Below are 24,183 nucleotides of genomic sequence, written 5' to 3'. Positions count from 1 at the left end.
CCATTATTGCCGTGAGGGACCCTTTTTGGCGGCTGCCCTCACTCCCGGTAGAAGCGGACACTGTTCTTCCGTGAAAGAGTGCAGCCGTTGCCATGGGTCTGGGCTCAACGAGGACCGGTCCGCCTGCCGGGTCTGCGGAGGACTGGGCCAGGTCCCCGACCGCTAGGGCCTACTTCTTCGTCATCAGGGTCGGGCCGAGGATCCTGCGGGCCAGCCGCCGGGTCAGCGACTTGGGCTTGCGCGCGGGCGCTGCCACCGCGGGAGGCGTCACGACGGCGGCTGCGGCCGCGGCGGGCACAGCCGGTGCGGGCGTCACCGGGGTGACACCGGGAATGGTCGCCGCGTCCGTGTCCTCGGTCGAGATCTTCGCGAACACCTGGGTTTCCGGCTCGGCACTGCCGGACTGCTGCTGCTCGATCGGCACACGACGATCTTGCCATCGATGTCGTCCGCGCCTCGAACGAGGGGCGCCTCCCCCACAAGTGTGTGAGCGGTGTCACGCAACACATTGGCCGGTGACGGCCCCAGGCGGAGTGTGATGACTGAGACGACCCACTGCGCGGACGTCGGGCCGCCGGACGCGCACCTGTGGGAGCGGATCGCGCAAGGCGACCACGCCGCGTTCACCGAGCTGTTCGAACGCCACGCCGAAGCGGTCTGGAACTACGCCTACCGGCTGACGGCCTCGTGGTCGCAAGCCGAGGACCTGCTCTCCGCGACGTTCCTGACGGCTTGGCGCAAGCGCGGCGAGGCCCGGCTGCTGCGCGACTCCGCCCTGCCGTGGCTCTACACCGTGACCGCGAACCGGGCCCGCACCGAATGGCGCGCCTCGCGCAGGGCGGTGCGGCTGGTCACGCGACTGACCCCGCACGACGAGCGCGACCACGCCGACGAGGTCGCCGCCCGCACCGACGCGCAACGCCGCCTCGCCGCGGTGGTGGCCGCCATCGCGACGCTGCCCTCGTCCGAACGCGAGATCGCCCAGCTGTGCCTGCTGGGCGACGTGTCCACCGCCGACGCCGCCCTGCTCGGCATCGCCGAGTCGAGCGTCCGCGCCCGCGTCTCCCGCACCCGTGCCCGGCTGCGCGACCTGACCCCCGAGGACACCCCGTGATCGACCAGTTGCCCGAACACCGGCCCCTGCCCGACGACGTCCGCCTGCGCGCACGGCAGCGCCTGTCCGAGGGCATGGACCCGCCCGCGCGCAACGGCAGGGCCGTGCTGATCGCCGCCGCCGTCAGCACGCTCGCCGCGGGCGCCCTCGTCGCGAGCCAGACCCTGCTCGGCGGCACCGCCGAGCCCGCCGCGCCGCCGATGCAGCACAACGGCGAGTTCGTCGGCAAGGACCGCGCGGTCGTCAACCACGTCGAACGCGGCAAGGTCGCCCCGGACGTCCTCGCGCGCTGCACCGGCGCCGCCAGGGCCCACCCCCCGGCCGCCGGCTGGCAGACCATCGCCACCAGCCGCAAGAACGGCACGACGCTCACCGCGTTCCGGGTGCCCGCCGGCGTCTTCTTCTGCGCGAACACCGCCACCACCACGACCGTGTCGGCACCGGACCCGGCAACCGTGGGCGACGGCCCGCGCGAGGTGAAGATCCTGTTCACCACGCGGACCGGCGCGATGGCGGGCCTGGTGTCGCGCGACGTGAAGATCGTCAGCCTCTCGCGGATCTCCGACCCGGCCCGCAACAGCGCGCTGCCCGCCGTCGTCGACGGCCTGTTCCTCGAGCCCAGCGGCTACACCCACGCCGAGACCGGGACGAAAGCACTGGTCAGCGGCACGGAGTTCGCCGTTCGGGGTGTACCGGGACCGACGGAGGCGGTCGTCGACCGGCCGCTGCCGCCCGCGGACCGCGACACCGCGGAAGAGCGGGAGTTCGCCCGGTGCCTGCGCGACCGGCCCGTCCCCGACGCCGACCAGTTCGCGCACGCGCTCACCGTCCGACTCGGCGCCACCACCACGATGCGCCTCGGGCGTTTCGGCGACCTGCTGCTCTACTGCAGGCAGGAGGACTGGACGGCGGCCGCCACCGTGCACGAGACCGAGGACCTCGACGAGGTCCGCGGCACGACCGTCGCCGCGTTCGCCGCGTTCTACGACTTCACGCTGCGCGAGCCGGCCGAACCCGGCGAGGCGGGCGCGATGGCGAGCTCGACCTTCGCGGCCGTCGGCCTGGTCACCGACCCCAGAGCCGCATCGATCACCTACACCCGTCCGGGTCTGGCCGACGTGCCCGCGTCGATCGGCGGCGGCACGTTCGTGCTGGCCGCGCCGCTGATCGACCGCCACCCGGACTCGCGCGTGGTCGTGCGGGACGCGAAGGGCGCCGTGCTCGAGTCCATCAAGCCCAAGGACGTGCCGTAGCCGAAAAGCGGTGGACGGGCGGGACAGGATTCGGGGCGTGGAGACCGAACGCCTGATCCTGCGTCCCGCCCGTGCGTCCGACGCCGGCGCACTGACGGCGCTGCACGCCGACCCCGAGGTCATGCGGTTCCTCGACCCGGCGCCGGTCGGGAACCACCTCGGCCCCGGCTTCCACCTGGCCTTCGAGAAGGCCACCGGAGCGTTCGTCGGCTGGTTCGAGTTCCACGGCACCGACGTCGTGGAACTCGGCTACCGGCTGCACCGCGCGTTCTGGGGCCTCGGCTACGCCACCGAAGGCTCGTCGGCCCTGATCGCACGCGGTTTCACCACCGGCGGCGTGCGGCGCGTCGTCGCCACCACGATGTTCGTCAACGCCGGCTCGCGGCGCGTGCTGCGCAAGTGCGGGCTGCGCCACGTCCGCACCTTCCACGTCGACTTCCCCGATCCGTTGCCCGGCTCGGAATACGGAGAGGTCGAGTACGCGCTGACGAGAGAAGAGTGGCAACTGACTCAGGGGGAAGCCATGTGGCAGACGGAATTGCTTGATTTAGACGCATACTTCGCGCGCACGGGAGCATCGGCATCCAGTTCGTTGACGGAGTTGCACGAAGCGCATGTGCGCGCCATTCCGTTCGAGAACATTGACGTGATGCTCGGCATCGTGCCGTCACTCGACCTCGCCGACATCCAGGACAAGTTGGTCGGGCGCCGCCGCGGCGGTTACTGCTACGAACACCAATTGTTGTTCACCGCCGTGCTGGAACGTCTCGGCTACACAGTCGCACGGCGCATGAGCCGCGTGATGACAGGACCGCGCACGCACATGATGTCGATCGTGGACGACCACCTCGTCGACGTCGGGTTCGGCGCCGGGATGCTGCACCCGATGCCGTTGGCCGACGGCGCGGTCGTCGACCAGGCCGGCTGGCCGCACCGGCTGCGCCGCGAGGACCGCCGGTGGGTGCTGGAGAAGGAGGTGGCAGGCCGGTGGGAGTTGCAGCACGCGTTCGAGGACGACGTCGAGCAACGCCCCGTCGACTACACGGCCGCCAACTACTACGTCGCCACGCACGAGCGTTCGCCGTTCAGCCGCCAGCTCGTCGTGATGCGTCTGGAACCGGGGCTGAGCCGCCGGTTGGTCGGCCGGCAGCTCACCGTCGAGCACGCGGGGGAGGAACCTGAGATTTCTCAGGTGGAAGACCTCGGGAAAACGCTGGAATCGCTGGACATCACGCTGACCGACAGGGAGCTGAGTCACATCGGCTCGACTCCGGGAACAGAATCGGCGCCGCGTTCGTAGTACCGGGTGTAGGGGATCGCATTTCGGAGGTGTTGGAAATGACCACCGCGACTCCGTTCGCCACCGGAGCCAATTCCACCGGCGTCAACGCACTGCCCACCCCGCCCACGGGCTGGCCCATCGGCTCGTACGCGACGTACGAAGAGGCGCAGCGCGCGGTCGACCACCTGGCGGACAACGACTTCCCGGTCGCGGACGTCACCATCGTCGGCGTCGAGCCGATGATCGTCGAACGCGTCACCGGACGCCTGACCTGGGGCCGCGTGCTCGGCGCGGGTGCCGCGTCGGGTGCCTGGTTCGGTCTGTTCGTCGGTCTGCTGCTGGGCCTGTTCTCGAACGGCGGCGCCCTCGCCCCGATCGTCACGGGTCTGGTCGTCGGTACGGTCTTCGGCCTGGCCAGCGCCGCCACCCGGTACGCGGCGACGCGCGGCAAGCGTGACTTCGCCTCGACCACCCAGCTCGTGGCCGGTCGTTACGACGTCCTGAGCCACCCGCGCAGCGCCGAGCGCGGCAGGGAGATGCTCACCGCGCTGGCCTGGCGCTCCTAGTTCCCGGCTCCCACCACAGAGAAACGCCGTCCCGGCTGACCGGGGCGGCGTTTCCGCTTTACTGACGATCATGTCGACGCTGGGGGCGCTGCTCTTCGGAATGCTGCCGATCGCACTGTGGGCCTGGTTGTCCCGCTCGCCGCGGACCGGTGTGGCCGTCGGTGCGATCCTGGTGGCGCTGCTCGCGTGGTTCGTGGTGCCGCGGGCGCTGTGGGCGTCCGGGTCGTGGGTGCCGTCGGAGGCCGAGTCGTACTGGCTGTACGCGGTCTTCGCGGCGGTTGTCTGCGTGATCGGCGTGCTCGTGGAGCGGCAGTGGCCGAGGGGGTCGCTCCGGCTGGTGGCGTTGACGGGGCTGGGCGTGGTGATCGCGTTCGGCGTCGAGTTCGGCGACTACGAGGCCAAGCCCGGTGACGAGGGCGTGCTGCCGGCGCCGGCCGGGCTGCGGGTGGTGGAAGGTCAGGGGCACTGCGGCTCCGGCTCCTGCGCGCGGGAGGTGACCGCGACCGGCGACCGTGCCGCCGAGGCCCTGCGCGAGCACCTCGCGTCCCGCGGGTTCTCGGCCGGCCCACCGCTGGGCGGCGGTGAGCGCAGGTGTCGGGCGGTGGGACTCCTGGTCGTCCGCGAGGTGTGTGCTGAGCTGACCGCCACCCGCCCCGACCTGGTCGAAGTCACCTGGTACGTCAACCGGGGCGCATTTCCGTAGGACGTACGGTAATGTTTCCGTATGGCCTACGGAAATGGGGTGGACGGATGGCCGCCGAACGCAGCGGCGGGGGAGACCCGGCCAGGACGCTCGCACTGCTCTGGCGCACGCCGCCGGAGCCGAAGCCGGTCGGCAGGAGGCCCAAGGTGAGCGTCGACCAGATCGTCACCGCGGCGATCGCGGTGGCCGACCGCGAGGGGCTCGGCGCGATGTCGATGGCCCGCGTCGCGCAGGAGCTGACCGTCGGCACGATGTCGCTCTACACGCACGTGCCCGGCAAGGCCGAGCTGATCGACCTGATGACCGACGCGGTGCTGCAGGAACGGGAGCTGAGCGCCGGTGGCACGTGGCGGGAGCGGGTCAAGCACTACGCCGACCGCACGCGCGAGGTCTACCAGGCGCACCCGTGGATGCGGGACGTGTCGATGGTGCGGCCTCCGCTCGGGCCCGGGCTGATGGACGGGCAGGAGTTCCTGCTCGCCGCGCTGGCCGACTCGGGGCTCGAGCCCCGGCAGGTGACCGTCGCGCACGTCGCCGTCGAGGGGTTCGTGCACGGCGCGGCGGCGTCGGAGGTCGACGACCAGCAGCTCGCGGCGGCGACCGGGGAGTCCGGCGACTCGTGGTGGGGTGCCCGGCAGGTGTTCTGGGACGACTACTTCGACGTCGAGCGCTACCCGACCATGACGGCGCTGTGGAACGCCGACGCCTACGACATCGAGGGCTCGCTCGCCGACCACGTGCGCGGCTCGTTCGACTACGGGCTCGACAAGCTGCTCGACGGCATCGAAGGGGGTCTGCGATGACGACGCTCGTGACCGGGGCGACGGGCAACGTCGGGCGGCTGGTGGTGGCCGGGCTCGCCGGGCCGGTGCGGGCCATCACCCGCGACCCGGCCAAGGCGCGGTTCCCGGCCGGCGTGGAGGTCGTGCAGGCGGACCTCGACGACCCGGACAGCCTGCCGTTCGACGGTGTCGAGAAGCTGTACCTGTTCGTGCACCCGCCGACGGCCCAGGAGGTCGTCGACCGCGCGGTGCGAGCAGGCGTGCGGCGCATCGTCACCCTGTCCTCGGGCGCGGTGACGCACGGGTACGACAAGACCCACCACCTGCCGGTCGAACAGGCCGTGGAGGCATCCGGCGCCGAGTGGACCCACGTGCGGCCCGGCGAGTTCGCGGTCAACAAGATCGACCTGTGGGGTCCGTCGATCCGCGAGGACGGCACGATCGTGCACCCGAACCCCGACGAGCTCGGCCAGCCGATCCACGAGGCCGACATCGCCGACGTGGCGCTCAAGGCGTTGCGGGAGGACGGTCACGCCGGGCGGGCCTACACGCTGACCGGGCCGCCGCCGATCACGCAACGGCAGATGGCCGCGGCGCTCGGCGAGGTGCTCGGCCGGACGCTGACGTTCCGCGACGTCACCGTGGAGGAGGCGCTCGCGTACTACGTCAGCGTCGGCTGGCCCGAGGAGATCGCGCGGTACGTCCTCGGGCTCGGCGGCTACGAGGGCGGGGACGCCGACGACTTCTCCGACTACGAGTTCGTCGTGACCGAGGACTACGAACGGCTGATGGGACGGCCTTACCGGACGTTCGCGCAGTGGGCTCACGACCACAAGGCCGACTTCACGGCCTGACGGCATGCGCCACCGATCATGCTGTCGATTCCGGCACCTCCTCGTTCGACGTCCCGGTGAGAGGCGAACGAGGAGGTCCGGTGCGGTTCATGGTGTTCGTCAGGAGCCCGGTCCCGTTGGCGGCGCTGCACGGCGAGGCCCTCGTCCGCGCGGGCGTCCTGCTCGACGCGGGTGACCTGGTGCCGGACGCCTGCGGGGTGTCCGGGTACTGGCTGATCGACGTCCGCGACGCCGCCGAGGCCCTCGAGCGGGTCAAGCGCATCCACCTCCCGGCGTGCGTCGTGGAAATACGTCAGGTGGCTGTGGTCTGATGCCTCCATGGGGGCTACCACCTCGGTGCACCGCACCATCGACGCGGTCTGGCGGATGGAGTCGGCGAAGGTCATCGCCGCGCTGGCCCGGTACACGCGCGATGTCGGCCTGGCCGAGGAGATGGCGCAGGACGCGCTGGTCGCGGCGCTGGAGCAGTGGCCGGCCGAAGGCGTGCCGCGCAATCCCGGAGCGTGGCTCACGACCACGGCCAAGCGCCGGGCGATCGACCAGATCCGGCGGCGCGAGAACCTCCACCGCAAGGTCGAGGAGATCGGCCGGGAGGTCCAGGAGGCCACGCCGGACGCCAGTGAGGGCGTCGACGACGAGATCGGCGACGACCTGCTGAGCCTCATCTTCACCGCCTGCCACCCGGTGCTCGGCACCGAGGCCAGGGTCGCGCTGACGCTGAAGATGCTCGGCGGCCTCAAGACCGAGGAGATCGCCCGCGCGTTCCTGGTCAGCGAGTCGACCGTGGCGCAGCGGATCGTGCGCGCCAAGAAGGCCCTCGCCGACGCCGGGGTGCCGTTCGAGGTGCCGGAGGGTCCCGAGCTGGCGACCCGGCTCGCGAGCGTCCTCGAGGTCCTCTACCTGATCTTCAACGAGGGCTACTCCGCCACCAGGGGCGAGGACTGGATGCGGCCGGAGCTGTGCGCCGAGGCGCTGCGGCTCGGCCGCGTGCTGGCCGAGCTCGCGCCGAAGGAGGCCGAGGTCCACGGCCTGGTCGCGCTGATGGAGATCCAGGCCTCGCGCTCCCGCGCCCGCACCGGCCCCGGCGGTGAACCCGTGCTGCTGCTGGAGCAGGACCGCGGCAAGTGGGACTGGCTGCTCATCGGCCGCGGCCTGAAGGCCCTGGAACGCGCCGAAGCCCTCAACCAGCCGCCCGGCCCGTACTACGTGCAGGCCGCCCTCGCCGCGTGCCACGGCCGTGCGCGCCGCGCCGAGGACACCGACTGGCAGCGCATCGCCGCGCTCTACCAGGTGCTCGCGCGGATCTCGCCGTCCCCGGTCGTCGAGCTCAACCGCGCGGTGGCGCTGTCGATGGCCTTCGGGCCCGCCGCCGGGCTCGCGCTGGTCGACGAGATCGCCGGCGAGAAGGCGTTGCAGGGCTACCACCTGCTGCCCAGCGTGCGCGGCGACCTCCTCGTCAAGCTCGGCCGCACGAAGGAGGCGAAGGCCGAGTTCGAGAAGGCCGCCGCGCTCACCCGCAACGAACGGGAGAAGGTCCTGCTGCTCGACCGGGCCGCCGCCTGCGGTTAGGTCAGAGCGAGCTTGAGGCCCAGCGCCGCGAACGACGCGGCGAAGAAGCGCCGCAGCCACACCACCACGCGCGGCCGGGCCAGCACCCGGTCGCGCATCGACGCGGCGAACACGCCGTAGACCGCGAACACCACGAACGTCAGCGCCATGAACACCCCGCTCAACGCGAGCATCGGGCCGAACCCGGTCGCGAACTGCGGCAGGAACGCCACGAAGAAGATCGTCAGCTTCGGGTTGAGCAGGTTGAGCAACACCGCCGACACGACGACCTTGCGCGCGGACGCCGGGGCGGCCGAGGTGTCGACGACCAGGTCGGCCCTGTCCCTCCACGTCGCCCACGCCAGGTAGACGAGGTAGGCGACACCGAGGTACTTCACGACCTCGAACGCCAGCGCGCTCGCGTGCAGCAGCGCCGCCAGGCCCGTGATGGTGGCCAGCACGTGCGGCACGATCCCCAGCGTGCAGCCGAACGCGGCGATCACGCTCGCCTTGCGGCCGTGCGCGAGACCGGCCGAGAGCGTGTAGAGCACACCGGTGCCGGGGGTGGCGACGGCGAGCAACGTCGTGAGCAGGAAGGCGAGAGTCATGCCGACGACTCTGCCGCCGAAGCGGTCCAGCCAGGAGAGCCAAAACCCGCCCGCGAAACTGGTCCACTTTCATGTCGAGAACGCGGCGGCGGCTCCGTCCCCCGGACATGAGCATCAAGAGCATGCACCACGTGGGCATCACGGTCACCGGCCTCGCGACCGCCGTCGCGTTCTTCGAGGCGCTCGGCATGGAGCTCGAAGGCAAGGCGCACGCGGAGGGCGAGTTCGTCGACGGCGTCATCGGGCTCGACGGCTCGGTCAGCGAGATCGCCATGCTGAAGACACCGGACGAGCGATACCGGATCGAGTTCAGCCAGTTCAGGACCCCGCGGAGCGTCGACGGCAGCTCCCGGGCACCGATCAACGCCCTGGGTCTGCGGCACGTCGCGTTCGTCGTCGACGACCTCGACGCCACCCTCGCCCGCATCAAGCCGCACGGCGCCGAGGTCGTCCGGAACATCGAGACCTACCAGGAGATGTTGAAGACCTGCTACGTCCGTGGACCCGAGGGCATCCTGATCGAGCTGTGCGAGTACTTCAGGTGAGAGCGCGCGCGTACGCCGTGGGCGAGACACCCACGGTCTGCGTGAAGTCACGGACGAGGTGGGCCTGGTCGCTGTAGCCGAGGTCAGCGGCCAGGCGGGCCCACTCGACCTCCGACTCGGCGCGCTCCAACGCCTCGTGGATGCGGTACCGCAGGATGACCCACTTCGGGCTCACACCGACGTAGTCCGCGAACAGCCGTTGCAGCGTCCGCACCGCCACGCCGCACGTCCGCGCGAAGTCCGCGACTTTCCGGATCTCCCGGTCGTCCCGGATGCGGTGGACCAGCTCCATCGCCAGCGTCGCCTGCGGATCGGGCGTCGGTCCGAGACCCAGCAGGAACCCGTCGAGCGCGGCGACCCGCTCGTCCTCGTCGTCGACGTCGAGCACCAGTGCGGACGGGACGTCGAGCCGCACGTGCCGGCCGGTCCACCGCGACACCGGCTCCGGACGGAACGGCCGGAACCCGCCGGGCCGGAACTGCACGCCCGCCACCCGGACCCGTCCCTCCAGCACGCGGCTGAACAACCCCAGCCCGACGCCCGCGAGCTCCGGCTGTGCGTGCCCGTGCTCGAACACGATGTTCACGGACGGATGCGGCACGACGTGTGTGGTGTAGGGCGTGTCGAGCTCACCGTCGACGAGCCAGTAGTGCTCCAGGTACGGCTGCAGCTCGGCGCACGGCAGACGTCGGCGGAACCGGACACGGGCGAACAGCTCGCGCGCGTCCACGATCCCCCGAGTGTCCCGGCGCGGCCCCTGCACGCGCCGATCCTAGGTTGGCGCGTTTTTTCAAGAACGTCCGCACACGCCGAAATAGCGTCTACGGCATGAAGCTCAGCGTTCTGCTCGATCGCGCGCGCGATCACGCGTTGCCCGTCATCGCGAACATCACCGACGAAGACCTGTCCAAGCCCACCCCGTGCACCGACTACGACGTCCGCGCCCTGCTCGACCACCTGCTGCACGTCGTCGTCGAGTTCCAGAAGCTCGCCGCGAAGCAGGACGCCGACTTCAGCCACACCCCGGCCTACCCGGACTGGCGCGAGCGCTACCCGGCGGAGTCCGCGAAGCTCGTGCAGGCGTGGGGTCAGCCCGGCGCGACCGAGGGCATCGCCGGGAACATGAACCTGCCCGCGCAGACCGTCGGCGGCCTGGCCCTGCTCGACCTCACCATCCACGCCTCCGACCTCGCGCAGGCCACGGGGCAGCGCTTCGAGCCCGACCCCGAGGTGTTCGCCGCGGTCTCGGGCCTGGTCGGTCAGATGGGGCCGATGGCCGTCGAGTGGAAGGTCTTCAAGGAGCCCGCCGAGGTGCCCGCGGACGCGTCGCCGTTCGAGCGGCTGCTGGCCACCACCGGCCGCGACCCGCGCTGGAGTGCTTGACTGTCGCCATGCTGACGATCGGGATGCTGGGCGGGATGAGCTGGGAGAGCAGCGCGGAGTACTACCGGCTGGCGAACGTGCTCGTGCGCGAACGGCTCGGCGGGCTGCACTCGGCGAAGGTCGTGCTGCACTCCGTCGACTTCGCCGGGATCGAGCGCATGCAGGTCGAAGGCCGGTGGGACGACGCGGGCAAGGCGCTCGCCCAGGCCGCCGCGCAGGTGCAGGCCGGCGGGGCCGACCTCCTGCTGATCTGCACCAACACCATGCACAAGGTCTACGACCAGGTCAGCGCCGCCGTCGACATCCCGGTCGTCCACCTCGGCGACACGACCGCCGACGCGATCAAGGCCGCGGGGCTCACCACCGTCGGGCTGCTCGGCACCGGGTTCACGATGGACCAGCCGTTCTACCGCGAACGGCTGGAGTCGCACGGGCTCAAGGTGCTTCTCCCGTCACCCGAGGACCGCGCGACCGTGCACCGGATCATCTACGACGAGCTGTGCGTCGGCATCGTCCGCGAGGAGTCCCGCCGCGCCTATCAAGACGTGATCGCCCGGTTCGAAGGCGCGGAGGGCGTCATCCTCGGCTGCACGGAGATCGAACTGCTGATCTCGCAGGCTGACGTGCCGTTGCCGGTGTTCCCGACCACCCGCCTGCACGTCGAGGCCGCCGTCGAACGGGCCGTCCAGACAGTTCTGTGAACACCTGACGGGCCGGACGCTGCAACTCCGCCACTGTGCGAAGTGTCCTAATCACCGAGGGCTATTCCTCCTTCGGTGAACTAGGGGAGTTCGCTTTGAAAAGATCACATCTGGCCGCAGGACTGACGGCTGCCGTCGTGGCCGCCACGGCAGCCGTCCCGGCTTCGGCGGCACCACCGCCGCAAGAGGTGCGTGCCGACGGGCTGACCACCAAGGTCACGCTCATCACCGGTGACGAGGTCACCGTCGACAACGGCAAGGTGCGGGCCAGAGCCGCCCGCGGCCGGGAGGACGTCGGGTTCCGCACGTTCAAGGACTCGCGGGGCGACCTGCACGTCGTCCCGCTCGACGCCCAGGCCCGGCTGAGCTCCGGCGAACTGGACGAGCGGCTGTTCGACGTCTCGCTGCTCGCCCGCTCCGGCTACGACGACGCGTCGAGCCGGACCATCCCGCTGATCGTGCAGGGGCAGGGGATCAGCGCGGCGGGCGCCGAGTCGTTGCCCAGCATCGACGCCCGCGCGTTCGCGGTCGGCAAGGACGGCGGGTTCTGGGCCGGTGCGCGGACGGCGGGCACCGGCAGGATCTGGCTGGACGGCAAGGTCACCGCGTCACTGGACCGCAGCGCCGCGCAGGTCGGCGCGCCCCTGGCGTGGGAGAAGGGCTTCACCGGCAAGGACGTCACCGTCGCCGTCCTCGACACCGGCGTCGACGAGACCCACCCGGACCTCGCCGGTGCGGTCGTGGAGTCGAAGAACTTCAGCGACAGCGACACCACCGACGACCGCGTCGGCCACGGCACGCACGTCGCCGCGACCGTCGGCGGCGACGGGAGGTACCGGGGCGTCGCGCCCGACTCGAAGATCGTCAACGGCAAGGTGCTCGGCGACCACGGCGGCGGCTACGAAAGCGACATCATCGCCGGCATGGAGTGGGCCGCCACCAAGGCCCGGGTCGTCAACATGAGCCTCGGCAGCTCGTGGCCCGACGAGGGCACCGACCCGATGTCGCTCGCGCTCAACCGGATCACCGCGCAGACCGGCGCGCTGTTCGTCGTCGCCGCGGGCAACTCCGGCGGCCCGATCGGCTCGCCCGCCGCCGCCGACGCCGCCCTCACCGTCGGCGCCGTCGACCGCGAGGACAAGCTCGCCGAGTTCTCCTCGCGAGGCCCGCGCTGGGTCGACAACGCCGTCAAACCCGACATCACCGCGCCGGGCGTCGACATCGTGGCCGCCAAGGCCAGGAACGGCCGCATCGGCACACCCGTCGGCGACACGCACGTCGCACTGTCCGGCACCTCGATGGCCACCCCGCACGTGGCGGGCGCGGCCGCGGTCCTGGCCGCGAAGAACCCGACGTGGAAGGCCGAGGAACTCAAGGCGGCGCTGATGAACAGCGCCCGGCCCAACCCGTCGCTCACGGTCTACGACCAGGGCGCGGGCCGGCTCGACATCGGCCGTGGCGCGTCCGCGGCGGTCTCCACCGACCACGGCGGCTTCTCGCTCGGCACCGCGCAGTGGCCGCACGACGACGACAAGCCCATCACGCAGAAGGTCACCTACCGCAACACCGGCTCCGCCGACGTGACGCTCGACCTGCGCGTCGCCGACGTGAAGCCCGCGGCCGAGGGCCTGTTCAGCGTCTCGCCCGCGAAGCTGACGATCCCCGCGGGCGGCACCGCCGACGCCACGATCACCGCCGACACGCGTGCCAACGTGCCCGACGGCGTGTACGGCGCGGCGATCGTCTCCTCCGACGGCGTGCGCGTGACCGTCGGCGTGAACAAGGAGGTCGAGAGCTACGACGTCAAGGTCCGGTTCGTCGACGCCACCGGCCAGCCGACCACGAACCACACCTACCGCTTCGTGGACGTGAACCAGCCCAAGGCCTACTTCCGGTCGCTGCCGGCGGACACCCTCGTGCAGCGCCTGCCCAAGGGCACCTTCTTCCTCGACGGCTCCATCTACACCCCGAACGCCGACCCGACCAAGCGCGGCTCGACGACCGTGCTGGCCGAACCGGCGCTGCAGGTCAACGGCCCCGTGGACCTCGTCCTCGACGCACGGCAGGGCGTCCAGCCGGCGATCACGGTGGAGAAACAAGCCGCTCCGGCGTCCTCGGAACTGGTCTTCGACATGCAGGCCAACTGGGGTGCCACCGGCGGTTCGTACTTCCTCAACAACTTCGAGGGCATCCTGGTCCGCCCGTCCACGACGTCGTGGCCGAAGTTCCGGTTCCACGCCCAGAGCGTCCTGGCCCGGCCCGACGGCAACGGCGGCTTCGCGGGCAGCCCGTACCAGTACCACGTGCGGATCGCCGAGACGACCCGCGTGCCCGCGAACCTGCAGCGTTCGGTGCAGGACCGGGAACTGGCCAGGGTCGACTCGGTCACGCACGCCCGCATACCGGGTTCGATCGGCCAGCGCGACAACGGCGCCTCGGGCCCGCTGCCGTTGCGGCTCGAGGAGTACTACACCCCCGGCGTCGCCTGGGACGGCTCGCTGGTGGAGTTCGCGAAGCTCGGCGAGTACCCGTCCTACGGCAGCCAGTACTCCGGCGTGGGCCGCGTGTTCCGGCTCGGCCGCACCGTCACCGAGCACTGGAACAGCGCCGTCTACGGCCCGAGCCTGCCGCACGACGCCCGCTACGTCCGCCACGCCGGCCGCTACGGCGACCTGCTGCGCCTGGACGTGGGCCTGCACGGCGCCGAGAACATGATCGGCTACGCCCAGGAGACGGCCGCCCGCACGACCGTGACGCTCGACGGCGAGGTCATCTCCGACCAGCCCTACTCCGGCTACGCCTACCTGCCGGGCCTGCCGGCGGAGAAGAAGCGCTACCAGGTGCACACCGAGTCGGCCCGCGACTCGCAGTCGTCGCGGATCACCACCGACTGGACGTTCACCTCGCAGCACGTCGCCGGCGAGGACTACCAGCCGGTGCCGCTGCTGGCCGTCCGGTTCGCGCCGAAGCTCGACGAGCACAACCGCGCCGGCCGCGTCGTCACCGTGCCGATCACGGTGGAGCGCAACGGGACGGGCAAGGTCACCGACGTCAAGACGCCGGCGGTGCGGGTGTCCTTCGACGAGGGTGCCTCGTGGAAGCCGGTGCCGCTGCGCAAGACCCGGGGCGGCTGGGAGGTCACGCTGATCCACCCGCACGGGGCCAAGAACGTGTCGTTCCAAGCTCAGGCCGCGGACGCCGGGGGTGAGGTGCGGCAGACGATCATCCGGGCCTACGACCTGAGGTGACGGCTTGAGGGGCCGGGTGCGCACCCGGCCCCTCACCGCTCACCGCTGGTACGGCGCCAGCGTCTGGGCGTCCACGTCCGGCGCTCCCATGACCGGGTGCACCTCGATCGGCTGGTTCAGCACCCTGCCACCCGGCCCGGGACAGGCCGAGCACTTCTGCGCGATCTCCAGCACCCGCTCGCGGCTGACGACGTCCACGACCCAGTACCCGGCGATGACCTCCTTGGACTCCGCGAACGGCCCGTCCACCACGACCGGTCCGGAGTCGCTGCCGCGCACCACGAACGCCCGCGCCGGGCCGCTCAGCCCCTCGGACTGCAGCAGCTCGCCGGATGCGCGCAGCTCGGCGTCCAGGTCGCGCATGTAGGCGATCATGCGGTGCATGTCCTCGTCGGACCAGGCGGCGAGACCCTCCCAGTCCTCCTGGCTGCCGCCGTAGCTGACCAGCATGTACTTCACTTCCACTCCCCACCGGCCGCGCGGGCCTTGATCTCCTGCACGGCCCAGCTGTTGCCGTCCGGGTCGTCGAAGAAGACGAACGACCCTCCGTCCATGTCGTTCATGCGCACGATCTCGCCCACCTCGACGCCGCGTTCGAGCAGCTGCGCGCGGGCCTTCTCCAGGTCGGAGACGACGAGTTGCACGCCCTTGAGCGAGCCGGGTTCGCCCTTCGCGATGCCGCGGCCCATCACGATCGAGCAGGCCGATCCGGGCGGCGTGAGCTGGACGACGCGGGTGTCCTCGCCGAACGCCGTGTCGTGGTCGACGGTGAAGCCGAGCTGCTCGGCGTAGAAGTGCTTCGCCCGGTCCACGTCGGACACGGGCACGACGACGACTTCCAGGGTCCAGTCCATGTTGCTGAGCTCCTCTCGAGCGGTGGCCTTCCGAACAGCCGTCGAAGTGCTCAGAACTTTTTCGACACGGGGTCCCTGCCCACATACCCGAGCAGCCTGTCCTGCAGCGGAGCGTCGGCGGGCGCCGGGACCTCGGCGCCGTAGACCTCGATGCCGGGACCGAACGCGCCGGGGGTGCGGAAGCGTTCCATCAGCTCGGGCGGCACGGAGGTCGCCGTCGCCCAGAGGCGCCGCACGTCGGCGGGCGGGATGGTCTCGTCCTGGCCGGTGGCGCGGGCGAGGTCCCAGCCGTGCAGGACCAGGTCGTCGCTCACGACCTGGTCGATGTGGTCCTCGAGCGTCATCGGCCCGGCGGGCGTGGAGACCTCCGAAGAAGCGCGGTCCGAGGTCAGGGCGGCGTAGACCTGCCGCCGGGCCTCGCGGAAGTCGTCCAGCGGGCTGCCGGTGCGTGGGATGGCGACACCGAGCATCACGCCGTGCATGTCGATGACGTGGTGGACCACCCCGCGCGCGGTTCACTTCGCGCACGGCGACGGGTTGTCCCACTGGTCGTCCCGCACCCGCGCGACCTTGGCCTCGAAGGCGTCGGCACGGGCCGCGTACCTGTCCGCGATCATGTTGCTCACTCCTCGACCGCGCCGCCGATCTTGCGCAGGTGCTCGCGGAACGTGAGCCCGCTCGCCAGGTAGTCGGTGAACCTCAGCTGGCTGCGCAGGGACTCACCCTGCCGCACGCGCTCGGCCTGCGCTCGTTCGACGTCACGGATGCCGCGCGCTTTCTCGATCAGCGCGGCGGCGTCCGCGGCGGGCACGAACAGCACGCCGTCGTCGTCGCCGAACACCACGTCGTCGGACGTAACGGTCCACTGGTCGACCTCGGCCGTCGAGAGGGCCTCGGGGGCGCGGTCGCGCAGGCTCAGCGGGCCGGTCGGGTTGGCGCCGAGGCTGAACACCGGCAGCCCGATCGCGCGGATGTCCTGGGTGTCGCGGTGCAGGCCCCAGATGACGACGCCCGCGAGGCCCGCCTGCTGTGCTTCGAGCACGATCAGGTCACCCACGCAGGCCTCGTCGGTCCGGCCGTCGTTGTCGACGACGAGCACGTCGCCGGGCTGAGCGCGCTCGACGGCCTCGAGGAAGACGTCGACGCTGCCCGCGTGCCGGGCGGGCAGGACGCGGCCGGAGGTCCTGGTGCCGGGGATGACCGGTTTCAGGCTGACCGTGCGGACCGGGATGTCCGCCCGGATGCAGGCATCGGCCAGGTGCGCGGTGGTGAGGTCCAGCGCGGTGAGATCCGTCTCGGAGAGATCCATGCGGGCATTGTCACGCCGAGACCTTCTCCTCGGAGGGTTCGGCGCGCAAAACGCCTGCGGACAGCGCGGCGACCAGGCACAGCGCGACCGGGAGCAGGAACGCGATGTTGAGCGGCACGACGTGGGTCAGCCAGCCGATCACCGCCGGTCCGGCCAGCACGCCGAGGTAGCCGAGCCCGGCGACGCGGGAGACGTTGGCCGCCGCGGCACCCGGTTCGTAGTGGCCCGCCGCGCTGAACAGCTGCGGCACGGTGCCCGACAGGCCGATGCCCGCGATCGCCCAGCCCACCAGCGCGAGCCAGATCCACGGCGAGAGCGCGGCGGTCGCGATGCCGGCGGCACCGATCACCGAACCCCAGCGCAGCACCGCCATCGGGCCGATCTTCGCGGTGACGCGGTCCGCGAGCAGGCGGCCGATGGTCATCGTCGTGGCGAACGCGCCGTAGGCGAGGGCCGCGATCTGCGGCGAGGCGTCCAGGACGTCCTGCAGGTGCAGCACGCTCCAGTCGTTCGCGGCGCCCTCGCTGAGCATCACCAGCAGGGCCAGCACCGCCATGACCCAGATCTTGCGCGGCACCTTGCGCTTGCCGGTCTGCTCGGCGGCGGCGTGCTGCTCCTCCTTCTCGTCGAGCAGGAACCTCGCGGTCACCAGGCTGACGACGACACCGAGCACCGCGGCGGCGCCGAGGGTGGTGCCGGGGGAGAGCTCCCAGCTCAGCGTGCGTGCGCCGGTCAGCGCCGCGGCCACACCGCCCAGGGACCAGGTGGCGTGGAAGGCCGACATGACCGGACGCCGGTAGTGCCGTTCCACGACGACGGCGTGCGCGTTCATGGTGACGTCGATCAGGCCGTTGCCGAAGCCGAAGATGAGCAGTGCCGCACCGAGCGTCCACTGGTTGACGGCGACGCCGGGCAGGAACGCCGTCACGCTGCACACGACACCGGCGATCGGCACCATCAGCTTCACGCCGATGCGGTCGGTCACCTTGCCGCCCGCGCGCATGCCGAGGAACGCGCCCAGCCCGAGCAGCAGCAACAGCCGGCCGAGCTCCGCGTGGGTGATGCCGGTGCGGTCCTCGACCGTCGGGATGTGCACGAGCCAGAGCCCGAGCAGGAACCCGTTGAGGGCGAAGTAGGTGAAGGTGGCGGCCCGCGCGGCCCTGAGAGCGTTCACACGCTCACGCTAACGAACGCGTCGAATGTTCGAAAGGTTGAGTTTCGAACGTCACTGTTGTTCAATCGCGATCGTGTCCCGACTGAAGCAGATCTCCGAGGCGGTCCGCGACGCCGGCTCCCTCGGCGTCGCGGAGCTCGCGTCGCTCACCGGCGCCTCCGAGATGACCATCCGCCGCGACCTGGAGGTCCTCGCGGCCCAGGGCGTCCTCGAACGCTACCGGGGCGGCGCGCGCAGCCTGCTGCTGCGCGGCGAGGAGCCCCCGTTCGCGCTCCGCGCCGACGAGAACATGGACGCCAAGCGCCGCATCGCCGCCACCGTCGCCGGCCTGATCGCCGACGGCGAGTCCGTCGTGCTCGACAGCGGCACCACCTGCCTGGAGGTGGCCCGGCTGCTGCACGACCGACGGCTCACCGTCATGCCGTTGTCGCTGCACGCCGTGAACGCGCTGTCGTCGTCGGCCATGCTCACGCTGCTCCTGCCCGGCGGCCGTCCCCGGCCCGGCGAGCTCGCGCTGACCGGCCCGCTGACCCTGGCCTCGCTGCAGGCCCTGCGCTTCGACACGGCTGTGATCGGCTGTTGCGGCCTGTCCGCCGAACACGGCCTGACCGCCTTCGACCTGGAGGACGCCTCGGTGAAGCGCACCGCCATCGCCTCGGCCCGGCGCGTGATCGCCGCGGTCGACGCCTCGAAGCTGACCCGCACCGCGCTGGCGTTCGTCGCGCCGGTGTCCGCCCTGGACGCCGTGGTGACCGACGCCGAGGGCGACGCGGGACTGACGGCCGCGGGTGTTCCGGTGGTGACGGCATGATCGTGCTGTTCGACATGTTCGGCGTGATCGCCCGCGACCAGTCGCCCGAGGTCATGCGCGAGATGAGCACCGCGCCGGAGTTCTGGGACGCCTACTGGGCGCACCGCCCCGCCTACGACCGCGGCGACGTCACCGCACAGGAGTACTGGGAGCGCGTCGGCCACCCGCCGCTGGTGGAGCAGGACGTCGCCAGCTGGAGCCGCGTCGACTACGAGATGGTCGCCCTGCTGCACGAGCTGTCCAACGCGGGCAGGCGCATCGCGTTGCTGTCGAACATCCCCGAGGACCTCGCACGCAACTTCGAACGCACGCACGCGTGGCTCGACCTGTTCGAGGTCTGCGCGTTCTCGTGCCGCATCGGCCACGCCAAGCCGGAGCGCGGCGCCTTCGAGTGGTGCCGCGACCGGCTCGGCGACGACGACATCCTGTTCGTCGACGACCGGCTCGAGAACGTGCGCGCCGCCGAACTGGTCGGCATGCGAGGCCACCACTTCACCGGGATCGACGGCCTGCGCACGCTCCTCGCCGCGCACCCCTGACTCACGCGCCGGCGGCGCCGTCCACCGGCACGATCGCGCCGCTCACCATCGACGCGCGGTCGCTGAGCAGCCACGCGGCGACCTCGGCGACCTCGCGGGGTTCGGCCATGCGCCCGAGCGGCGTCGTGGCCGTGATGTGCCCGACGACCCCGGGGGTCGCGGCCTCCCACTCCTCGATCATCTGCGTGTCGGTGCCGCCGGGGGTGATGCCGTTGACCCGGATGCCCTCGCGGGCCCACGTGACGGCGGCCGACTCGGTGATGCTGTTGAGCGCCCGCTTCATGGCGCCGTAGGCGGGCAGAACGGGGTTGGCGCGGCGGCTGCCGATGCTCGAGGTGTTGACGATCGCGCCGCCACCGCCGCGGCGCATGAGCGCGGCCTCGGCGTTCATCGCGGTCCAGTGCGACCGGAAGTTCACGGCGAACTGCAGGTCGATGTCGTCGTCGCTGGTGGTGTCGAGCGGGCCGGGCTGCTGGATCGCCGCGCCGTTGTTGAACGCGCCGTCGAGCCGTCCGTGCAGCTCCTCCACCCGGCCGACGGCGGCGCGGACGCTCGCCCGGTCGGCGAGGTCGAGCTCGACGGCGTCCGCGACGCCGCCGTCGGTGCGGATCTCGCCGACGATCTTGTCCAAGGCGGCCTTGCCGCGGGCGGCGAGCACGACCGAGGCTCCTTCGGCGGCGAAGAGCCTGGCCGCGGCCTCCCCGATGCCGCGGCTGGCGCCGGTGATGAAGACGACCTTGCCGGTCAGCAGTCCGATGGGTGCGATGTCGTTGGTCATGGCACCCATGTCACCGCGTTCGCCGCACCGCATTCAGGTACAGGCTGTACCAGGATCCGCGGCCGTTCGGAGGGCAGACTCGGGGTATGAGCAAACAGGAGCTCGGGGAGTTCCTCCGCAGCCGCCGCGAGCGGCTCCGCCCGGAGGACGTCGGCCTGCCGTCCGGACCGCGCCGCCGCACACCGGGCCTGCGCCGCGAGGAGGTCGCGGTGCTCGCGCACATCTCCACCGAGTACTACGTGCGGTTGGAGCAGGGCAGGGCGCCGTGGCCGTCCGGTGACGTGCTGGCCGGGATCGCGGGCGCGTTGAAGCTCACCGACGCCGAGTCCGACCACCTGCACCTGCTGGCGGGCACCGCGCCGATCCGCACCCGCACGCACCGCCGTGACGTGCGCCCGAGCATCCTCGCGCTGCTGGAACGGCTGCCGCAGACGGCCGGGTTCGTGACGTCGGCGGTGTTCGAGGTGCTCGCGTGGAACGACCTCGCGGCCGCCCTGATGGAGGACTTCGCCGAGGTCAGCTCGCGCGACCGCAACCTCGCCCGCCGCGCGTTCCTCGGACCGGTACCGGCCGGCACCCCGCTCTACGGGATCTCCGACGCGGCCGAGTTCCGCCTGCACGTCGTCATGCAGCTGCGCGCCACCGCCGCGCGCTACCCGTCCGACCCCGAGGTGAGCGGTCTGGTCGAGGAACTGCGCACCGGCAGCCCCGACTTCGCCCGCCTCTGGGAGCGCAACGACGTGCAGGCCGCGCCCACGCTCCGCAAGGCCTTCCGCCACCCGGTCGTCGGCGAGGTCACCGTCGACTGCGACTCGCTCGCCCTCACCGACCGCGACCAGCACCTCGTGCTCTACAGCGCGCCGCAGGGATCCCCTGATGCCGAGGCGCTCGCGTTGCTCGGCGTCCTCGGCCCAGGGGCCCGCGTCTAGACCAGTGACGAGAAGTAGAACCAGAACGCCTGCAGCACCGCGGCCGCGATCAGCAGGTACCACAGCAGCAGCACGACGCTGTGGTACTGGAACGTCGGCTTGATGTTGCGCAGCGTCGTGTACCAGAAGATCGGGATCGTCACGACCCACACGACCATGCAGTACGGGCACAGCGCGCCGATCACGTACAGCGACTCGACGATCAGCCAGTGCACGAACGCCACCCCGGCCGTGGCGCCGACCTGCAGCCCGATCCACACCCACGACGGCAGCTCGACGCCCGCGAGCAGCAGCACGCCGAGCGTCGTCACCACCGCGAAGCCCGCGATGCCGAGCAGCGGGTTCGGGAACCCGAACAGCTCGGCCTGCGCTGTCTTCATGATCGAGCCGCAGCTCAGCACCGGGTTGATGCTGCACGTCGGCACGTAGAACGGGTTCTTGAGCAGCGCGATCTTCTCGATCGTCAGCACGAGGGAGGCGACGAAGCCGACCGCCCCGCCGACCGCGAGCACCCACGCGACGACCCGGTTCACGGCATCACCTTCTCGATGGCGGCCTTCAGGTTGTCGTAGCTCGGCGCCCCGGTGAACTTGGTGCCGTTGACGAAGAACGTCGGCGTGCCCTGCACCCCGGCCTTCGCGCCCTCCGACCGCTGGGCGAGAACGCGCTCCCGCAGCGCCGGGTCGTCCAGAGCCTTCTCGAACGCCGCGGCGTCGAGCCCGAGCTCCTGCGCGAACCCGGTGAACACCGCGCGCTGCGACGTCTGCTGCCCGGCCCACTCCTGCTGCGCGTCGAACATCATCCGGAACATGTCGTCCCGCTTGCCCTGCGCCCCCGCCGCCTCGACCGCGACGGCGGCCAGCTCGGAGTTGCGGTGGCTGGGAATGGGGAAGTGCCGCACGTCGAACGTGACGCGCTCGCCGTACTCGCTCTTCAACCGCTCGACCCCGGGATGCGCGGCCCGGCACGACGGGCACTCGAGGTCGAGGTACTCGACAACCGTCACCTTGCCGCCGGCGGACTGCGGCGCCGCTGTGGTGTCGTTGCGGCCGAACAGGAAGAAACCGGCGACCACCACCGCCACGACACCGACGATGATCAGGGACAACCGGGCGTTCTTGGACATGACTGGGAAACCTCCACGAAGGCTGGCAGGACCGAACCGCAGAACGGGTTCGGCCTAGGCCCGCAGCACGCAGAGCTGCGACAGCCGCACTTCCAGCCGCCGTGAAGGAGAGGACAGTGCGTCGGGAAGGCGCTGCCACAGCACCCGGAACGACCCGGTCCGGCGCAGCACGGCGAACCCGATGAGCACCGCGAGCGCCACCACCAGGCAGGCACCGGCGACGAGGATGCCCTCGATCAGCCCGCCCTCGCCGGCTTGGTCGGAGTGGACGACCGCGTGCGTGCTCGACGTGGGGCACTGGGCGGTCCAGGCGAACTCCGTTTCGCACGGGGTGCCCTGCATCATCGCGACTCCGGCCACCAGGGCGAGCACGGCGAGGACGCGTGCGAGGTGCGCACGGGTTCGCGAGCTGCCGGGGCCGGACACGGGAACCAGGGTAGCGATCTCCCGAGTAGGGTCGCGCGGATGGGGGAGGAGCTGCGCGAATCGGACGGGCTCGCGGTCGCCGGACAGCCGTTGAGGCGCAGGCATTCACGCCCGACCTGCCCGGCGACCCGCCTTGGACGTTCGCGCTAGTCCACGGACGCCAAGCCCTGCCGCGCCAGAGCGGCCGGGGTCACCGGCGTGAAGAAGTTGACCAGGGTGCCGTCGGGGTCGCGGACCAGCAGCGACCGGTTGCCCCACGGCATGGTCGCGGGCTCGGCGACGACCTCGGCGAACTCCGCCAGGCCGCGGTGCACGGCGTCCACGTCGTCAACCAGGAACTCGACGATCACGCTGCGGTTGGCGGCCGGTTCGGCGCAGCCCGGCGCGAACAGGCCGACGGTGCGGGTGCTGCCGATCGCGAGGGTGGCCGAGGTGGTCCTGATCTCGGCGAAGTCCTCGGTGGCCCAGTCGGCCGCCACGCCGGTGGCGCGTTCGTAGAAGCCGACGAGGCGGGCGACGTCGGCGGTGATGACGCGGATCGAGACGAAGTGCACGGTTCTCTCCTCGAATGGGTTGATGACCGCACGCTAGGAGCAATACCGGGCAGAACCCGCCCGGTATTCGAGGGAGAATTCAGGACGTGCCCCGGCCCATCGCTCGCGTGCTGACGCTGCTCGAACTGCTGCAGTCGGGAGGCGTCCGAACCGTGGCCGAACTCGCCGACCGCCTGGGAGTCGACGAGCGGACCGTGCGGCGCTACGTCGGCCACCTGCTCGACCTCGAGGTCCCCGTCGAGTCGGTGCGGGGACGCCACGGCGGCTACCGGCTCGCCGCCGGGTACCGGATGCCGCCGCTGATGCTGACCGACGACGAAGCCCTCGCCGTGCTGCTCGGCCTGGTCGCGGGCCGCCGATCAGGCCTGATGACGGACTCGGCGAGCGAGACGGCGACGGCCAAGATCCGGCGCGTGCTGCCCGCACGGCTGCGTCACCGGCTCGACGCCGTGCTCGGTTCGGTCGCCTTCACGGCCCCGGCCGGAGAGCCGGCGGTCCCGGACGCGTCGGTCCTGCTGGCGATCGCCGACGCGGTGACCCACCACCGGCCTGTCGCGGTCCGCTACACCTCCGCCGACGGCCGGCAGAGCGAACGCACGCTGCACCCGCACGGCCTCGTCGCCCACTCGGGGCGGTGGTACGTGACCGGCACCGATCCCGCGATCGGCGAGGACAGGACGTTCCGGCTCGACCGCGTCGCGCACGCCAGGACGCTGCCGGGCACGTTCGACCCGCCGGACGGCCTCGACCCGGCGCAGCGCCTCCTGACCGGGCTCGCCACCGCGCCGTACCGGCACGAGGTGGTGCTGCGGATCCGCGGGAGTGCCGAGCAGATCCGCACCCGGCTGCCCGCGAGCGTCGCGGTCGTGGAGGAGGACGGGCCGTGGTCGCGGGTCGAGCTGAGGGTGGAGCGGCTCGACTGGGTGCCCGGTGTGCTCGCGGCGCTGGACCTGCCGTTCGTGGTCGAGCGGCCGGAGGAGCTGCGAGACCTGGTGGCCGCGCTCGCCGAGCGGCTGGCGGAGTCGGCACGGCGCACCACGGCCTGATGCACGCGGTGACGATTCCGCTCGTGTCCGTCAGGGGCTGCCTTGAAACT

The 24,183-nt window shown here is 71.3% G+C and carries 30 protein-coding genes; 17 read left to right on the top strand and 13 right to left on the bottom strand.

What is annotated here, in order from left to right:
* Nucleotides 1–169 precede the first annotated feature (169 nt).
* Nucleotides 170–424: a hypothetical protein gene (locus V1227_RS07840; RefSeq protein WP_329791827.1), complete on the bottom strand. Its 255-nt coding sequence runs from the start codon at nt 422–424 to the stop codon at nt 170–172.
* Nucleotides 425–538: 114 nt separating this feature from the next.
* Here V1227_RS07840 and V1227_RS07835 point away from each other — a divergent pair, with 114 nt between their 5' ends.
* The 9 genes from V1227_RS07835 to V1227_RS07795 all read left to right on the top strand — a co-directional run bounded on the left by V1227_RS07835 (nt 539) and on the right by V1227_RS07795 (nt 8,123).
* Nucleotides 539–1,114: an RNA polymerase sigma factor gene (locus V1227_RS07835; RefSeq protein ID WP_329791826.1), complete on the top strand. Its 576-nt coding sequence runs from the start codon at nt 539–541 to the stop codon at nt 1,112–1,114.
* Entirely contained in the window at nt 1,111–2,367 is a 1,257-nt protein-coding gene (locus V1227_RS07830; protein ID WP_329791825.1) for a hypothetical protein, read from the top strand. Before V1227_RS07835 ends, V1227_RS07830 begins: the two co-directional genes overlap by 4 nt.
* Before the next feature lie 37 nt (nt 2,368–2,404).
* Nucleotides 2,405–3,667, top strand: coding sequence for a GNAT family N-acetyltransferase (locus V1227_RS07825; protein WP_329791824.1), 1,263 nt, complete (start codon nt 2,405–2,407; stop codon nt 3,665–3,667).
* Nucleotides 3,668–3,705: 38 nt separating this feature from the next.
* Nucleotides 3,706–4,215: a general stress protein gene (locus V1227_RS07820; protein ID WP_329791823.1), complete on the top strand. Its 510-nt coding sequence runs from the start codon at nt 3,706–3,708 to the stop codon at nt 4,213–4,215.
* A 70-nt stretch (nt 4,216–4,285) separates the two neighbouring features.
* Nucleotides 4,286–4,918 carry a hypothetical protein gene (locus V1227_RS07815; RefSeq protein WP_329791822.1) on the top strand — a complete coding sequence of 211 codons (633 nt, stop codon included), beginning with the start codon at nt 4,286–4,288 and terminating at the stop codon, nt 4,916–4,918.
* Between the two features lie 47 nt (nt 4,919–4,965).
* Nucleotides 4,966–5,721, top strand: coding sequence for a TetR/AcrR family transcriptional regulator (locus V1227_RS07810; RefSeq protein WP_329791821.1), 756 nt, complete (start codon nt 4,966–4,968; stop codon nt 5,719–5,721).
* Nucleotides 5,718–6,554, top strand: coding sequence for an NAD(P)H-binding protein (locus V1227_RS07805; protein WP_329791820.1), 837 nt, complete (start codon nt 5,718–5,720; stop codon nt 6,552–6,554). The genes V1227_RS07810 and V1227_RS07805 overlap by 4 nt, the downstream gene beginning before the upstream one ends.
* 80 nt (nt 6,555–6,634) lie before the next feature.
* Nucleotides 6,635–6,865 carry a hypothetical protein gene (locus tag V1227_RS07800; RefSeq protein ID WP_329791819.1) on the top strand — a complete coding sequence of 77 codons (231 nt, stop codon included), beginning with the start codon at nt 6,635–6,637 and terminating at the stop codon, nt 6,863–6,865.
* A 7-nt stretch (nt 6,866–6,872) separates the two neighbouring features.
* Complete coding sequence (locus V1227_RS07795; protein WP_329791818.1) at nt 6,873–8,123, top strand: RNA polymerase sigma factor; 1,251 nt, start codon at nt 6,873–6,875, stop codon at nt 8,121–8,123.
* On the opposite strand, the gene V1227_RS07790 is transcribed toward V1227_RS07795, so the two are convergent.
* Nucleotides 8,120–8,710, bottom strand: coding sequence for a LysE family translocator (locus tag V1227_RS07790; RefSeq protein ID WP_329791817.1), 591 nt, complete (start codon nt 8,708–8,710; stop codon nt 8,120–8,122). The genes V1227_RS07795 and V1227_RS07790 overlap by 4 nt on opposite strands.
* Before the next feature lie 107 nt (nt 8,711–8,817).
* Here V1227_RS07790 and V1227_RS07785 point away from each other — a divergent pair, with 107 nt between their 5' ends.
* On the top strand, nt 8,818–9,255 hold the full coding sequence (locus V1227_RS07785; RefSeq protein WP_329791816.1) for a VOC family protein: 438 nt from the start codon (nt 8,818–8,820) through the stop codon (nt 9,253–9,255).
* Here the strand turns inward: V1227_RS07785 and V1227_RS07780 are convergent.
* Nucleotides 9,248–10,018 (bottom strand): AraC family transcriptional regulator, encoded by a 771-nt coding sequence (locus V1227_RS07780; RefSeq protein WP_329791815.1) that lies wholly within the window; start codon nt 10,016–10,018, stop codon nt 9,248–9,250. The genes V1227_RS07785 and V1227_RS07780 overlap by 8 nt on opposite strands.
* A 65-nt stretch (nt 10,019–10,083) precedes the next feature.
* On the opposite strand from V1227_RS07780, the gene V1227_RS07775 reads away from it, so the two are divergent.
* From V1227_RS07775 to V1227_RS07765, 3 genes are all read left to right on the top strand, one after another.
* Entirely contained in the window at nt 10,084–10,638 is a 555-nt protein-coding gene (locus V1227_RS07775) for a TIGR03086 family metal-binding protein (RefSeq protein ID WP_329791814.1), read from the top strand.
* An 8-nt stretch (nt 10,639–10,646) separates the two neighbouring features.
* Nucleotides 10,647–11,339 (top strand): aspartate/glutamate racemase family protein, encoded by a 693-nt coding sequence (locus tag V1227_RS07770; protein ID WP_329791813.1) that lies wholly within the window; start codon nt 10,647–10,649, stop codon nt 11,337–11,339.
* Nucleotides 11,340–11,434: 95 nt separating this feature from the next.
* Nucleotides 11,435–14,587 (top strand): S8 family serine peptidase, encoded by a 3,153-nt coding sequence (locus V1227_RS07765; protein WP_329791812.1) that lies wholly within the window; start codon nt 11,435–11,437, stop codon nt 14,585–14,587.
* A gap of 39 nt (nt 14,588–14,626) precedes the next feature.
* On the opposite strand, the gene V1227_RS07760 is transcribed toward V1227_RS07765, so the two are convergent.
* From V1227_RS07760 to V1227_RS07740, 5 genes are all read right to left on the bottom strand, one after another.
* Nucleotides 14,627–15,037: a YciI family protein gene (locus tag V1227_RS07760; RefSeq protein WP_329793977.1), complete on the bottom strand. Its 411-nt coding sequence runs from the start codon at nt 15,035–15,037 to the stop codon at nt 14,627–14,629.
* A gap of 5 nt (nt 15,038–15,042) precedes the next feature.
* Complete coding sequence (locus V1227_RS07755) at nt 15,043–15,441, bottom strand: VOC family protein (RefSeq protein WP_329791811.1); 399 nt, start codon at nt 15,439–15,441, stop codon at nt 15,043–15,045.
* A 50-nt stretch (nt 15,442–15,491) separates the two neighbouring features.
* Nucleotides 15,492–15,944, bottom strand: coding sequence for a TIGR03086 family protein (locus V1227_RS07750; protein WP_329791810.1), 453 nt, complete (start codon nt 15,942–15,944; stop codon nt 15,492–15,494).
* Nucleotides 15,945–16,063: 119 nt separating this feature from the next.
* A complete protein-coding gene (locus V1227_RS07745; RefSeq protein WP_329791809.1) occupies nt 16,064–16,750 on the bottom strand; it encodes an RraA family protein in 687 nt (228 codons plus the stop codon).
* A 10-nt stretch (nt 16,751–16,760) separates the two neighbouring features.
* Complete coding sequence (locus V1227_RS07740; protein ID WP_329791808.1) at nt 16,761–17,924, bottom strand: MFS transporter; 1,164 nt, start codon at nt 17,922–17,924, stop codon at nt 16,761–16,763.
* Nucleotides 17,925–17,997: 73 nt separating this feature from the next.
* Here V1227_RS07740 and V1227_RS07735 point away from each other — a divergent pair, with 73 nt between their 5' ends.
* Both V1227_RS07735 and V1227_RS07730 read left to right on the top strand, forming a co-directional pair.
* Nucleotides 17,998–18,735, top strand: coding sequence for a DeoR/GlpR family DNA-binding transcription regulator (locus V1227_RS07735; protein WP_329791807.1), 738 nt, complete (start codon nt 17,998–18,000; stop codon nt 18,733–18,735).
* Nucleotides 18,732–19,274, top strand: a complete 543-nt coding sequence (locus tag V1227_RS07730; RefSeq protein ID WP_090100957.1) for an HAD-IA family hydrolase — start codon at nt 18,732–18,734, stop codon at nt 19,272–19,274. Before V1227_RS07735 ends, V1227_RS07730 begins: the two co-directional genes overlap by 4 nt.
* 1 nt (nt 19,275) lies before the next feature.
* Here the strand turns inward: V1227_RS07730 and V1227_RS07725 are convergent, their stop codons facing one another.
* The gene (locus tag V1227_RS07725; protein WP_329791806.1) at nt 19,276–20,052 is read right to left on the bottom strand and encodes an SDR family NAD(P)-dependent oxidoreductase; all 777 of its coding nucleotides are present in this window, start codon (nt 20,050–20,052) and stop codon (nt 19,276–19,278) included.
* 86 nt (nt 20,053–20,138) lie between these two features.
* Here V1227_RS07725 and V1227_RS07720 point away from each other — a divergent pair, with 86 nt between their 5' ends.
* A complete protein-coding gene (locus tag V1227_RS07720; RefSeq protein ID WP_329791805.1) occupies nt 20,139–20,981 on the top strand; it encodes a helix-turn-helix transcriptional regulator in 843 nt (280 codons plus the stop codon).
* Here the strand turns inward: V1227_RS07720 and V1227_RS07715 are convergent.
* The 4 genes from V1227_RS07715 to V1227_RS07700 form a co-directional block, all read right to left on the bottom strand.
* Complete coding sequence (locus V1227_RS07715) at nt 20,978–21,514, bottom strand: vitamin K epoxide reductase family protein (protein ID WP_329791804.1); 537 nt, start codon at nt 21,512–21,514, stop codon at nt 20,978–20,980. The genes V1227_RS07720 and V1227_RS07715 overlap by 4 nt on opposite strands.
* Complete coding sequence (locus V1227_RS07710) at nt 21,511–22,107, bottom strand: DsbA family protein (protein ID WP_329791803.1); 597 nt, start codon at nt 22,105–22,107, stop codon at nt 21,511–21,513. Before V1227_RS07710 ends, V1227_RS07715 begins: the two co-directional genes overlap by 4 nt.
* Nucleotides 22,108–22,161: 54 nt before the next feature.
* Nucleotides 22,162–22,533: a hypothetical protein gene (locus V1227_RS07705; RefSeq protein WP_329791802.1), complete on the bottom strand. Its 372-nt coding sequence runs from the start codon at nt 22,531–22,533 to the stop codon at nt 22,162–22,164.
* A gap of 146 nt (nt 22,534–22,679) precedes the next feature.
* The gene (locus V1227_RS07700) at nt 22,680–23,087 is read right to left on the bottom strand and encodes a VOC family protein (protein WP_329791801.1); all 408 of its coding nucleotides are present in this window, start codon (nt 23,085–23,087) and stop codon (nt 22,680–22,682) included.
* Nucleotides 23,088–23,173: 86 nt separating this feature from the next.
* On the opposite strand from V1227_RS07700, the gene V1227_RS07695 reads away from it, so the two are divergent.
* Complete coding sequence (locus V1227_RS07695; RefSeq protein ID WP_329791800.1) at nt 23,174–24,133, top strand: helix-turn-helix transcriptional regulator; 960 nt, start codon at nt 23,174–23,176, stop codon at nt 24,131–24,133.
* Nucleotides 24,134–24,183 lie beyond the last annotated feature (50 nt).

This window comes from Lentzea sp. DG1S-22 (assembly GCF_036321065.1).
In the GTDB taxonomy this organism is placed as follows: domain Bacteria; phylum Actinomycetota; class Actinomycetes; order Mycobacteriales; family Pseudonocardiaceae; genus Lentzea; species Lentzea jiangxiensis.
The sequence above is the reverse complement of the archived record's forward strand: the minus strand, read 5'-3'. Positions and strand labels throughout refer to the sequence as shown.